Annotated in this window: 11 protein-coding genes and 1 pseudogene; 6 read left to right on the top strand and 6 right to left on the bottom strand. The window is 67.7% G+C overall.

Annotated features, from left to right (window positions below; all coding sequences use genetic code 11):
- Nucleotides 1-173: 173 nt before the first annotated feature.
- Nucleotides 174-398: pseudogene (locus tag ACT4N3_RS13060) on the bottom strand (AAA family ATPase); the annotation flags it as partial.
- A gap of 62 nt (nt 399-460) precedes the next feature.
- Between ACT4N3_RS13060 and ACT4N3_RS13055 the strand changes: the two are divergent.
- The gene (locus ACT4N3_RS13055) at nt 461-1627 is read left to right on the top strand and encodes a phospholipase D-like domain-containing protein (protein ID WP_444855663.1); all 1167 of its coding nucleotides are present in this window, start codon (nt 461-463) and stop codon (nt 1625-1627) included.
- On the opposite strand, the gene ACT4N3_RS13050 is transcribed toward ACT4N3_RS13055, so the two are convergent.
- On the bottom strand, nt 1624-2241 hold the full coding sequence (locus tag ACT4N3_RS13050) for a class I SAM-dependent methyltransferase (RefSeq protein WP_444855662.1): 618 nt from the start codon (nt 2239-2241) through the stop codon (nt 1624-1626). The genes ACT4N3_RS13055 and ACT4N3_RS13050 overlap by 4 nt on opposite strands.
- Before the next feature lie 111 nt (nt 2242-2352).
- On the opposite strand from ACT4N3_RS13050, the gene ACT4N3_RS13045 reads away from it, so the two are divergent.
- A complete protein-coding gene (locus tag ACT4N3_RS13045) occupies nt 2353-3624 on the top strand; it encodes an MFS transporter (protein WP_444855661.1) in 1272 nt (423 codons plus the stop codon).
- Here ACT4N3_RS13045 and ACT4N3_RS13040 read toward each other — a convergent pair.
- Nucleotides 3599-5899, bottom strand: coding sequence for a CDC48 family AAA ATPase (locus ACT4N3_RS13040; RefSeq protein WP_444855660.1), 2301 nt, complete (start codon nt 5897-5899; stop codon nt 3599-3601). The two genes, ACT4N3_RS13045 and ACT4N3_RS13040, sit on opposite strands and share 26 nt — an antisense overlap.
- Before the next feature lie 217 nt (nt 5900-6116).
- Here ACT4N3_RS13040 and ACT4N3_RS13035 point away from each other — a divergent pair, with 217 nt between their 5' ends.
- The gene (locus ACT4N3_RS13035) at nt 6117-6998 is read left to right on the top strand and encodes a LysR substrate-binding domain-containing protein (RefSeq protein WP_444855659.1); all 882 of its coding nucleotides are present in this window, start codon (nt 6117-6119) and stop codon (nt 6996-6998) included.
- Nucleotides 6999-7052: 54 nt separating this feature from the next.
- Here the strand turns inward: ACT4N3_RS13035 and ACT4N3_RS13030 are convergent, their stop codons facing one another.
- Both ACT4N3_RS13030 and ACT4N3_RS13025 read right to left on the bottom strand, forming a co-directional pair.
- Entirely contained in the window at nt 7053-7454 is a 402-nt protein-coding gene (locus ACT4N3_RS13030) for a hypothetical protein (protein WP_444855658.1), read from the bottom strand.
- Nucleotides 7455-7475: 21 nt separating this feature from the next.
- Nucleotides 7476-7928, bottom strand: coding sequence for a peptidylprolyl isomerase (locus ACT4N3_RS13025; protein ID WP_444855657.1), 453 nt, complete (start codon nt 7926-7928; stop codon nt 7476-7478).
- Nucleotides 7929-8055: 127 nt separating this feature from the next.
- Between ACT4N3_RS13025 and mgtE the strand changes: the two genes are divergently transcribed.
- Complete coding sequence (gene mgtE, locus ACT4N3_RS13020) at nt 8056-9480, top strand: magnesium transporter (protein WP_444855656.1); 1425 nt, start codon at nt 8056-8058, stop codon at nt 9478-9480.
- A gap of 38 nt (nt 9481-9518) precedes the next feature.
- Nucleotides 9519-9923 (top strand): DUF1489 family protein, encoded by a 405-nt coding sequence (locus ACT4N3_RS13015; RefSeq protein WP_444855655.1) that lies wholly within the window; start codon nt 9519-9521, stop codon nt 9921-9923.
- Here the strand turns inward: ACT4N3_RS13015 and ACT4N3_RS13010 are convergent.
- Complete coding sequence (locus tag ACT4N3_RS13010; RefSeq protein ID WP_444855654.1) at nt 9909-10616, bottom strand: head GIN domain-containing protein; 708 nt, start codon at nt 10614-10616, stop codon at nt 9909-9911. The two genes, ACT4N3_RS13015 and ACT4N3_RS13010, sit on opposite strands and share 15 nt — an antisense overlap.
- A 509-nt stretch (nt 10617-11125) precedes the next feature.
- Between ACT4N3_RS13010 and ACT4N3_RS13005 the strand changes: the two genes are divergently transcribed.
- Nucleotides 11126-11434 carry a hypothetical protein gene (locus ACT4N3_RS13005; protein ID WP_444855653.1) on the top strand — a complete coding sequence of 103 codons (309 nt, stop codon included), beginning with the start codon at nt 11126-11128 and terminating at the stop codon, nt 11432-11434.
- Nucleotides 11435-11725 lie beyond the last annotated feature (291 nt).

The following is an 11725-nucleotide window of genomic DNA, read 5'->3' as shown; positions in this document are numbered from 1 at the left end:
TCGACCCTCGCCGACCCGGCGGTGGTCGAGGCGCTGGTGGCGGGAAGAGGCGAGTAACCCCCCTCCCTAGCAGGGAGGGGTTGGGGGTGGGTAAGCGGGGTACCGGCTCAATGCCGGCAGCTCGCTGCGCTCGCACCCACCCCTAACCCCTCCCTTGCAGGGAGGGGGATGAAGAGTCGCGCCGCCACCGCGAAGCCGCCGGGGCCGTCCCGCCGCGCCATTTCGGCGAGGCTGGCGCCGCGCAGCGCCCGGCCCGGCGACAGCAGCGAGACGGCCTCGAGCACGTTCGTCTTGCCCGCCCCGTTCTCGCCGGTGAGGATGACCAGCCCCGGCCCTGCTTCGATCGCCGCTTCTCGATAGGAGCGAAAGTCGGTGAGCAGGAGGAGGGTGACGGCCATCGCCTTCCCCTAGAGCCAAAGCCGCGTGACCGCCACGCGCCGCCGCGCTAAGCGCCAATGCGATGAGCGAGGGCGGACAGAGCATCGCGCCGGTCGATGTCGCGGGCAATCGCCTGACCCTGATCGAGGAAGGGCCGGAGCGGCTCGAAGCTTTGATCGCGTTGATCGACGGCGCGCAGGAATCGCTGCGCATCCTCTACTATATCTGGGAGGATGATGCGGCTGGTCGGCGGGTCCGCGAGGCGCTGGTCGCGGCGACGGGACGCGGCGTAAGCGTGACGCTGCTCGTCGACGGCTTCGGCGCCGCTGTCCCGGACGGCTTCTTCCAGGCGCTGACCGACGCGGGCGCGCGCTTCTGTCGCTACGCCCCGCGTTTCGGGCGGCGCTACTTCCTGCGCAATCATCAGAAGCTGGCGATCGCCGACGGCCGCCGGGTGATCGTCGGCGGCTTCAACATCGGCGACAGCTATTTCGGAACGGTGGAGGAGGGCGCCTGGCGGGACCTCGGCCTGCTCGTCGAAGGCGACAGCGTTTCCTGTCCGTCCGCTTATTTCGACGACCTCTTCAAATGGGCGAAGAAGCCCGAAGGCTCGATGCGGTCGCTGCGCCGCGTGCTGCAGAAGCACAGCACGATCGACGGCAAGCTGCACTGGCTGTTCGGCGGGCCGACCCGGCGGCTCAGTCCCTGGGCGCGGGCGGTGCGGAAAGACATGCGGCAGGCGCGGCGGCTCGACATCGTCGCCGCTTATTTCGCGCCGGGACCGATGCTGCTGCGCCGTTCGGGCAATGTCGCCCGGCGCGGCCAGGTGCGGCTGGTGACCGCCGCCAAATCGGACAACAATGCCACCATCGCGGCGGCGCGCTTCACCTATTGGACCTTGCTCAAGCGGGGCGTCCGCATCTTCGAATATCAGCCGACCAAGCTGCACACGAAATTGTTCGTGATCGACGGTGCCGTCCATATCGGCTCGGCCAATTTCGACATGCGCAGCCTGTTCCTGAACCTCGAGATGATGCTGCGGGTCGAGGACGCGGCCTTCGCTGCGGCGATGCATGCCTATGTCGACGGCGAGATCGCCCGTTCGACGGAGATCACGGTCGAGGCGCATCGCGCACAGCGGACTTTGCTCAACCGGATTCGCTGGGCGATCGGCTATTTCCTGATCGCGATCGCCGATTACCGGATCACCCGGCGATTGAACTTCGCCGGCGAGACGGAGCCGAACTAGTCCTTCCAGCCCCAGAAAATCTGGCAGGGCGGGATGTTCAGCCATTCCAGCGCGCGATCGATCCGCTCGAAATGCGGCACCATGAAGTCGCGCGCCTTGGCGGTATATTGGTAGACGAGGAAGCAGCCGCCCGGCCGCAGCACCTCGTGCGTCTCCGCGGCGATCTCAGGCCCGACATTGTTCGGCAATGTGGAGAAAGGCAGGCCGGAGAGCACGTAATCGGCATGGTCGAAGCCGCAATCGGCGACGATCTGGCGCACGTCGGCGGCCGATCCGGTGACCGGGAACAGGCGACTGTCAGCGAACTTGCGGCGCAGATAGCGGATGAAATCGGGGTTGGTGTCGATCGCGATCAGGGTCGCGTCGGGGGCCATGCGGTTGAGCACATGCTCGGTGAAGGTGCCGACGCCGGGGCCATATTCGACGAACAGTTTGCACTTCGACCAGTCGACCTTGGCCAGCACCTTGTCGATCGTCGCCTTCGAGGAGGGAAGGGCGGCGCCGACCATCACCGGATGCTTGATGAACCCGCGCAGGAAATGCCACAGCGGGCCGCCGCCCGCGTTACGCGCAATGCGGTTCTCTCGCCGCGCTTCTTCCCAGGATGACGACATGCCCAACGCCCAAAAATTACGGAAAGGTGACGCGTTGGCGCATCGGGGGCGGATTGGCAACCCAGAACGGGCACGCGTCTCTGTGCGGGACGGGGTCGGAGCCGGCACGGAATGAGCGCTGTCGGTCTGCCGCGCGGGCGATTCGCCTTGCTTTTTTCGGTCATGCTGGTCGCCGCGGCCGGCAACACCGCGATGCAGTCGCTGCTGCCCGCGATCGGCCGGGTGCTCGGCGTCCCCGATATCATGGTCGCGATCGCGTTCAGCCTGTCGGCGATCCTCTGGGTGGTGATGGCGCCGGTCTGGGCGGAGCGCGCGGACCGGCGCGGCCGGCGGGCGCTGATGCGGCTCGGGCTCTACGGCTTCGTCGCCTCGATGCTGATCTGCGGCGGCGCGCTGGCGGCGGGCCTCGCCGGATTGGCCGGCGCGACGGTCGTGTTCACGATCTTCATCCTGGGGCGCGGCCTCTACGGCGCGTTCGGCTCCGCCTCGCCGCCGGCGGTGCAGGCCTATATCGCGGCGCGGACCGCGGGCGAGCAGCGGACCAACGCGCTCGCGCTCTTGGCCTCCTCCTTCGGGCTGGGGACGATCATCGGACCAGCGGTGGCGCCTTTGTTCATCTTCCCGCCGCTCGGCCTCGCGGCGCCCGTCGTCAGCTTCGCGGCGATCGGCGCGGTGGTGCTGGCGCTGATCATCCTGCGCCTGCCCGACGACAGCCCAAGCGGGACGGCGCAGGGGCAGATCGTCTCCTATCCGGCGCTCGGCGGCGGCGAGGCCGGGCCGCGCGAGGGCGAGCGGGAAAATGCGAAGCTGCGCTGGACCGATCCGCGCGTCCTGCCCTGGCATGTGATGGGGATCGTCGGCGGTCATGGCCAGGCGGTGCTGCTCACCGTCATCGGCTTCCTGGTCATCGACCGGCTGGCGCTGCCGCTCGATCACGCCCAGCAATGGATCGCGATCGTGCTGATGGCCGGGGCGCTTGCGTCGCTGCTCGCCCAATGGGGGCTGATTCCGCGGCTCAAGCTTGCTCCGCGCCAGCTCGTGATCTGGGGCTCGATCGTCGCCGCGATCGGCACCGCGATCACCGGCGTCGCCGGCGGCGTCTACGGCATCACTTTGGGATACGCGCTCGCCTCGCTGGGCTTCGGCCTCTACCGGCCGGGGTTCACCGCCGGCGCCTCGCTGGCAGTGACCCTCAAAGAGCAGAATGCGGTGGCTGGGATGGTCACCTCGGTGAACGGCCTGGCTTATATCGCCGCGCCGACGATCGGCGTCGCGGTCTACGGCCTCGGCCTCTCCTGGCCCTTCCTCGGGACCGCGGCGCTGATGGTCGGGCTGGCCGCCTGGACCCACATGCGGGTCACTCCTTCGTCCCCCGCGGTGTGAGCATCCCCGGCTGAATGAAACCGATGCCGCCGGCGCTGCGCGCCTCCTGCTTCAGGCTCTGCTGGATGCGGTCATATTCCTCTTCCATCTCCGGCGTCACCGAAGCGCGGGTGTCCTTCAGCGCATCCTCGAAATGGGCCATCGTCACGCTGCCCGCCTCGATCGACGAGCGCAGCGCCGCCAGGCCCGCGCGCCGCACCAGATCCTCAAGGTCGGCGCCGGTGAAGCGGTCGGTCCGCGCCGCGAGCGAAGCGAGGTCGACATCCTTGGCCAGCGGCGTGCTTTTGGTGTGGATGGCCAGGATGCGCTCGCGCCCCGCCTGATCGGGCACCGGCACGTAGATCAGCTCGTCCAGCCGCCCCGGCCGCAGCAGCGCCGGGTCGATCAGGTTAGGCCGATTCGTGGCGCCGATCAGGACGACGCTGTTGAGCTCCTCGAGGCCGTCCATTTCGGCGAGGATGGTGTTGACGACGCGCTCGGTCACCTGCGGCTCGCCGAGGCCGCCGCCGCGCGCCGGGACGAGGCTGTCCAGCTCGTCGATGAAGATCACGGTCGGCGCGACCTGGCGGGCGCGGGCGAAGAGGCGGGCGATCTGCTGCTCGCTCTCGCCATACCATTTCGACAGGAGGTCGGACGATTTGGTGGCGATGAAGTTCGCCTCCGCCTCGCGCGCCGTCGCCTTGGCGAGCAAGGTCTTGCCGGTGCCGGGAGGGCCGTAGAGCAGGAAGCCCTTGGCCGGACGGATGCCGAGCCGGCGGAAGCTGTCCGGATGCCTGAGCGGCAGCTCGACGCCCTCGCGCAGCCGCTCGCGCGCCTCGTCGACGCCGCCGATATCGTCCCAGCCGACATTGGGCGCCTGCACCATCACCTCGCGCATCGCCGAGGGCTGGACGCGCTTCAGCGCCTCCTCGAAATCCTTGCGGGTGACGGAGAGCTTGTCGAGCACTTCGGGCGGGATCGTGCCCGAGCCGTCGGCGAGGTCGAGCTCCGGCATGATCCGCCGGATCGCCTCGATCGCCGCCTCGCGGGTCAAAGCGGCGAGGTCGGCGCCGACGAAGCCGTAGGTCTGCCGCGCCAGCATTGCGACATCGACATCGCCGTCGAGCGGCATGCCGCGGGTGTGGATGCCCAAGATCTCGCGCCGCCCGCCCTCGTCCGGCACGCCGATCACGATCTCGCGGTCGAAGCGGCCGGGGCGGCGCAGCGCCTCGTCGATCGCCTCCGGCCGGTTGGTCGCGGCGATGACGATCAGGTTCTGCCGCGGCTCCAGCCCGTCGAGCAAGGAGAGCAATTGGGCGACCAGTCTCTTCTCGGTCTCGCCGGTTACCTGGCCGCGCTTGGGCGCAATCGAATCGATCTCGTCGATGAAGATGATCGACGGCGCGTTGGCGGCCGCCTCCTCGAACAGGTCGCGCAGCCTTTTCTCGCTCTCGCCATAAGCCGAGCCCATGATCTCGGGGCCGGCGATATGGAAGAAATTGGCCTCGCTCTCATTGGCGACGGCGCGGGCGAGCCGGGTCTTGCCGGTGCCGGGCGGGCCGTGCAGCAGCACCCCCTTGGGCGGGTCGACGCCGAGCCGCTCGAAAATCTCCGGATAGCGGAGCGGCAGCTCGACCATCTCGCGCAGCTGGTCGATCGTCGTGCCGATGCCGCCGATATCGTCATAGGTGACGTCGGCGCGGCGCGCCTCCTTCGCCTCGCTATATTCGGGGCGAAGCTCGATCTCGGTATTGGCGTCGATCAGGACGATGCCCTTGGGCGCGGTCGAGAGGACGACCAGGCGGATCTCCTGCAGCGCGAAGGCGGGCGCGGTCAGCATCTGCCGCAGCTCGGGCGGGATGTCGCCGCGCGTCACCTGCTGCTGGCCGGTGGTCGCGACCACGTCGCCCGCCGCGATCGGCCGCATGCCGAAGCTGCGCTTCAGCGCCTGGGCCGAGCCGTGCAGGCGCAAATTCTTCTGCGCTGGAGCGAAGACGACCTTTGTCGCGGGCCGCGCCTCGGCCTTGCGCACCTCGACCATGTCGCCCGAGCCCAATTCGGCATTGGCGCGCTGCAGGCCGTCGAGGCGGATGATGCTGAGGTCCTCGTCCTCCGGATAGGGGCCGACGGCGCGGGCCGGCGCCGCGCGCTTGCCGATCAGCTCGATGACGTCGCCCTCGGCCAGGCCCAGCTCGGCCATCGTGGCGCGCGGCAGCCGGGCGATGCCGCGACCGCTATCCTCCGGTCGCATCGTCGCGACCTGAAGCTTCGTCGTCTTGCGTTCCTCGTCGGCCATGCGTCGTTCCGGTTCCTCTTGCGCCGGTCCACTTAGGGATGCGGCGGCGCGGGGAAAACCGTCGACACGAAAAAAGAAGGCCGGCCCCGAGGGACCGGCCAAGTTTTTAGGAGAGGATGCCTGAAAGGCAGGCTCTTGTTCGCACTTGCGGAAAAATTGTGCAAATGCGAAGAAAGCAGCGACGGATGCAATTTCTGCATCCCTGGAAGGAATGGCCATGAAGCGGCTGCCTTCGCTCACCGCGGTGGAAGCGTTCGTGCAGACGGCTCGGCTCGGCTCGGTCCGGGCGGCGGCGGCGGCGCTTGCCTTGTCCTCGCCGGCGGTCACCAGGCGGGTGCAGGCGATGGAGCGCCATGTCGGCCGGCCCCTGTTCGAGCGGCGGCGGCGGGCGGTGCATCTCAACGCGGACGGCGAGCGGTTGCTGGCCGAGGTCGGGCCGGCGCTCGACGAGCTGGGCATGGCGGTGGAACGGGCGGGGGGCGGCGCGGGGCTGATGCGGCTGAGGCTCGGCGCCCTGCCGCTGTTCGCCTCGCACCGGCTGATGCCGAGCCTCGGCGCGCTGCGCGAGGCGCATCCCGGGCTGCACATCGACATCGACACCCAGCCGCACGCCCTCGCCCGGCTCGACGAGGGGCTGGACGCGGCGATCGTGCTGGCCCGCGACATCGAGCCGCCGCTTTATGCCCGGCGGCTGGGCCGCAACCGGGTGGTGGCGATCGGCGGGCGCGACCTCGCCGCCGGGCCGGACGCGCTCGGTCACCCGGCCGACATCGCCCGCCACACCGTTTTGCTGCACCGCGATCTACCCGACGCCTTCGACTATTGGCGCGAGGCGGTGGGGCTGCCGGACCTCGAGCCGGCGGCGGTCGACCATTTCGATTCCGGTCAGCTGATCCTCGACGCGGCGGGACAGGGGCTCGGCGTCGCCTTCATGTTCGACATGCATGTCGAGGGCGCGCAGGACCCGCGCATCGCCAAATTGTTCGGCCTGGAGGTCGACAGCCCCTATTCCTACTGGTTCGCCTGCCGCCGCAGCGCGCTGGCGCGGCCGGCGGTGCGGATTTTCCATGACTGGCTGGTGGGGGAGGCGGGGTCCTAAGACCGACCCCGACGCGTCGAATGTCGCCACGACTGGGAATGTGGACATACCTCGTTAGCTATCGGCGGCGTCTCCCTTGGGTGCCGGGAGTTCGCGCAAACTCTCGATCTCCCGTGCCGTGCGCTCTGCAGGATCGGTTGCGATCGTTTCCAGGACAGCAAGGCGGTCCTGCATCTTGGAAACCAGGCTACGCAAGCGTTCGGTTTCCTCGTCGACCGTAGAGAGGGTCTTGACCGGCGTGGCTCGCGGGTCTGCAAAAAACTCAACAAAGCCGCATTCGCTGCAACGACGAGCAGCCAAGTCCGTTGCTTTGCGGCCCAAGCCCACGGATGCCGCGAGGGACTGCCAGACACCCGGTTCACCGTCGAGCCACTTAACCCTGACACCATAGTCCGGCAGGAATGCGACACCTGGCGTCATCCGGCCACGGCACTTCGGGCAGTCTGCCATATCCACCTCTGCAGCTCCAGTGGCGGCTCAATCGCTAAGCGTCGCCTTCACGATACTGCCCGGCGCGCGCGGCGGCTCGCCCTTGGGCAAATTGTCGACATGCTCCATGCCTTCGATCACCTCGCCCCAGACGGTGTACTGGCCGTCGAGGAAGCCGCAATCGTCGAGGCAGATGAAGAACTGGCTGTTGGCGCTGTTCGGATCGCTGGTGCGCGCCATCGAGGCGACACCGCGGACATGGGGCTCGCGGCTGAACTCGGCCGGCAGGTCCGGCTTGTCGGAGCCGCCGCTGCCGCGGCCCGTGGGGTCGCCGCCCTGGGCCATGAAGCCGTCGATCACCCGGTGGAAGACGATTCCGTCATAAAAGCCCTCGCCCGCCAACTCGCTGATCCGGGCGACATGCTGCGGCGCAAGATCGGGGCGGAGGCGGATGACGACGTCGCCGCCGCTGTCGAGGGAAAGGACGAGATTCTGGGCCACCTTTGAGTCTCCTTGGAAGCGATCGCGCCGCCTGTAATCGGCCTCGCGGCGTGTCGCCACCGATATCGACAGAGAGGGCCGGCCAGCCTAGGAAGCGCGCGGTCCAACATCGGCTGAGGAGGGCGAGATGAGCGACAGCGAACTCGATCCCCAGGCCGAGGCCATCGTCGCCGCACCGGCGGCGGACGAGCGGATGGACGCGGACGACCGCCTGCGGCCGGAATTCGTCCGCGCGGTCATCGAGCGGGTCGAGGCGGACGACGCCGAGGGCGCCCGCGCGCTCGTCGAGCCGCTGCACCCGGCCGATATCGCCGATTTGCTGGAGCTGGTCGATTCCGATGAGCGCCGGGCGCTGGCGGCGGCGCTCGCCGGCCTGCTCGACGGCGACGTGCTCGCCGAGATGAACGAGTGGGTGCGCGAGGAGCTGATCGACGAGCTCAGCGCCACCCAGGTCGCCGAGATCGCCGGCGAGCTCGAGACCGACGACGCGGTCGCGCTGATCGAGGACATGGAGGAGGAGGATCAGCGCGCCGTGCTGCGCGCGCTCGATCCGGACGACCGCGCCGCGATCGAGGAAGCGCTCTCTTATCCCGAGGAATCGGCCGGCCGCCTGATGCGCCGCGACGCGGTCGCGGTGCCGGAGCATTGGACGATCGGCCAGGTGATCGACTATCTGCGCGCCGGCGAGGAGCTGGCGACCGACTTTTTCGAGATTTTTGTCGTCGATCCGGCCCACCGGCCGGTCGGCACCTGCCTGCTCTCCTGGATCTTGCGGACGCCGCGCCGGATCGCCGTCGCCGACGTGATGCAGCGCGAGCAGACCCTGATCCCGGTCGACATGGACCAGGAGGAGGTGGCGCTCCGCTTCCAGAAATATGCGCTCGTCTCGGCGGCGGTGGTCGATCCGGCCGGCCGGCTGGTCGGCATGATCACCGCCGACGACATCGTCCATATCGTCCAGGAGGAGGCGAGCGAGGACGCTTTGCTGATGTCCGGCGCCGGCGTCGAGGGCGACATCAACGAGCCGGTCCGGGATAGCTACAAGGCCCGCGTCCGCTGGCTGATCGCCAATCTCGCCACCGCGCTGGTCGGCTCGACGATCATCGCCTTGTTCGGCGGCGCGATCGAGCAGATGGTGGCGCTCGCCGTGCTCATGCCGATCGTCGCCTCGATCGGCGGCAATGCGGGGACCCAGACCATGGCGGTGTCGGTGCGCGCGCTGGCGATGAACCAGCTCACCCGCTCCAACACCTGGCGGACGATCTGGCGCGAGATTTCCGTGGCGCTGCTGAACGGGCTCACGATCGCCGTGCTGCTCGGCCTCGGCGCCGGCCTGGTCTTCGCCAGCCCGCATCTCGGCGCCGTCATCGCCGCCGCGATCCTGATCAACATCCTGGTCGCGGGCCTCTCGGGCGTCGCGGTGCCGGTGCTGCTGGAGCGCGGCGGGCAGGACCCGGCCGTGTCGTCATCCGTGTTCGTGACGATGATCACCGATTCGATGGGCTTCTTCGTCTTCCTCGGCCTCGCCGTCGCTTCGGGTCTCGTTGGCTAAGCGCTTGATCGCAAGCGTCTAGTCGCCATCTGTTCGACATGATCCATCTGAGCAAGGTCGCCTTCAGCTGTGCCAGCGTCGAGACGCTGGAGCGCCGTCAGCAGAAGCGGCTCAGGGACGGCATCGTGCCGATCGTCACCCGGTTCCGGCCGAAGCGGGCGGAGGAGCTGCTGGCCGGCGGCTCGCTCTACTGGATCATCAAGCACCGCCTGGTCGCCCGCCAGGCGTTCCTCGATTTTGCGACCAGCCCGCGCGACGGGCGGACGATCATCAGGCTCGCGCCCGAGCTGGTCCGGGTCAGGCTCTTGGGCATGCGCGCCCATCAGGGCTGGCGCTATCTCGATCCCGCCGACGCGCCCGTCGATCTGGACGGCGAACCGGATGGCATCGACGCCATGCCGCCCGCCTTGCTCGGCAAGCTCGGCGGTCTAGGGCTGTTGTAAGGGTCCGCATCGCACAAGATCGGCGCTCGGCCCCAGCACGGTGCAGGCCGGACGGCCGGCAACGGTCACGGCGCCGCGCCCGCTGGCGGTGATCCGGGCGGTGCGCGCCGCGCTGAGCGCGACCTCGCCGAAGCTCGTCGTCGCCGCCACGACGTCCTGCGCCAGCAGCCCGCTTGCGTCGACATTGCCCGAGCCTTCGAACACGCCGTTCAACCGCCGCGTCCGGCCGCGCGCCACGAGCCGGCCCGAGCCGGCGAGCCGCAGATTGAGCACATCGGTGGCGGTGCCATTGGCGACCAGCTCGCCGCTCCCTTCGACGCCGAGATCGGCGCGCATCGCGGCCAGCCGGTCGATCTCGAGCCGCCCCGGCCCGATCAGCCGGGCGGCGCGCAGGCCGCGGGTGGTGACCGCGATCTCGATCTGCCCCTGCCGGGCGCCGGGCGTGCCGGTCCAGCCGCTGCGGTTGCGGCGGATGCGCAGCGTCTGGCCGGAGACCTCGACGGTCAGCCGGTCGATCCCGGCCTGCGGACCGGTCGCGACGGCGAGCGAGGTGCGGCCGGTGGTGAGGCGCACCAGATAGGGCCCGTCCACCTCGATCCGGTCGAAATCCGTGACCGGATAGCGCCGCTCGGCTGCGGACAGGGGCGCCGCGAGCGACAGCGCAAGGAACAGGGTGGCGAGCGCGCGTCTCATGCCGCCGACCATGGCGGCAAAAGCTTAACCGTCAATGGCCAGGCCCGGTCCTCTCCGGCATGAGACCGATACTCCAACACCCACGTCCGGCGCGACCCGGATCGGGTTCGGGGCCGGCGAGGAGCAGGACGTATGCGCCGGGACATGCTATTGCCTGTCCCCGCCCGCGGGGGCGCGGGGTCAAATTTGAATTTGGGGGTTAAGTAAACTGTCACCGTAATTCTACGATGACGCGTTTCCTGGATTTGGTGAAGCTGTGTCTAGGGTCGGAGGCAGGAGCACGCCGGGCGGATGGACCTGGGAACATGCTTCAACTTCAACTACCGGTGGACGAGTTGGCGTGATGAGACTGGTTCCGACTGAACAACATACTCCGGGTTCCGCTTGGTGGAGAGTTCTCCATCCGGACCCTGGAGCTAGAGGGGGGTATTCGGAGTGGGCAATTCCCGCTGGCGCACCCAGGAACCGCTAGATTAGTTTTTGGTATTTCAAAGAGCTGGTGGTGGAAAATGTCTCGATACGATGGCAAACCTTTTTTGAGATTTTTGGATTGTTACGTCTTGAGTTCAATCGGGTATTTAGATGAAAAGCAAGAATACGCTCTTAACATGATGGCGCCGAAATTATCAGAGGCCCTTGGTATTTCCGGATCGTGGTTCGATATGGTTGCTGCGCATATGGAATTTCCTCCTGATCTTCCAGGCAAGATTAAAGATATTTGGGAGGCGGGGAAGGCTAGAGCTGAAGCGCAAGGATTGACCGTCGATCCCGCAGAATTTACACGACAATTTGTTGACAAGAACTTCTCGGTCTCGTAACTGCGCGGCCTCTCGCCTCCGTGAAGATTGTGGCGACAGTTTACTTAACCCCCAAATTACGCGCTCGCCCGCCGTCATTTTCCTACACGCCCCCGACCTGTCATAACGTCCGAGGCGAGTCGCTCGCTTAGTAATTTAGTAATTACGCAATTACGGTGCCAGTTTACTAGGGTCCGGACCCATAAACGGGATTCCCAAGGCGGCGAAGGGGTGATTCAACGCGTTCGGTGAGGAGGCGTTGGAGATGGCGGATTTCTTCTGGTTTTCGGATGCGCAGTGGGCGCGGATCGC

Source organism: Sphingosinicella sp., assembly GCF_052388015.1.
Taxonomy (GTDB): Bacteria; Pseudomonadota; Alphaproteobacteria; order Sphingomonadales; family Sphingomonadaceae; genus Allosphingosinicella.
Note: the sequence above shows the minus strand (reverse complement) of the source record. Positions and strands in the feature narration are given on the sequence as shown.

Excerpts from the sequence above, each read along its gene's own strand:
- ACT4N3_RS13055 (WP_444855663.1), top strand. The coding sequence starts at position 461 with ATGAGCGAGGGCGGACAGAGCATCGCGCCGGTCGATGTCGCGGGCAAT.
- ACT4N3_RS13050 (WP_444855662.1), bottom strand. The coding sequence starts at position 2,241 with ATGTCGTCATCCTGGGAAGAAGCGCGGCGAGAGAACCGCATTGCGCGT.
- ACT4N3_RS13045 (WP_444855661.1), top strand. The coding sequence starts at position 2,353 with ATGAGCGCTGTCGGTCTGCCGCGCGGGCGATTCGCCTTGCTTTTTTCG.
- ACT4N3_RS13040 (WP_444855660.1), bottom strand. The coding sequence starts at position 5,899 with ATGGCCGACGAGGAACGCAAGACGACGAAGCTTCAGGTCGCGACGATG.
- ACT4N3_RS13035 (WP_444855659.1), top strand. The coding sequence starts at position 6,117 with ATGAAGCGGCTGCCTTCGCTCACCGCGGTGGAAGCGTTCGTGCAGACG.
- mgtE (WP_444855656.1), top strand. The coding sequence starts at position 8,056 with ATGAGCGACAGCGAACTCGATCCCCAGGCCGAGGCCATCGTCGCCGCA.
- ACT4N3_RS13015 (WP_444855655.1), top strand. The coding sequence starts at position 9,519 with ATGATCCATCTGAGCAAGGTCGCCTTCAGCTGTGCCAGCGTCGAGACG.
- ACT4N3_RS13010 (WP_444855654.1), bottom strand. The coding sequence starts at position 10,616 with ATGAGACGCGCGCTCGCCACCCTGTTCCTTGCGCTGTCGCTCGCGGCG.
- ACT4N3_RS13005 (WP_444855653.1), top strand. The coding sequence starts at position 11,126 with ATGTCTCGATACGATGGCAAACCTTTTTTGAGATTTTTGGATTGTTAC.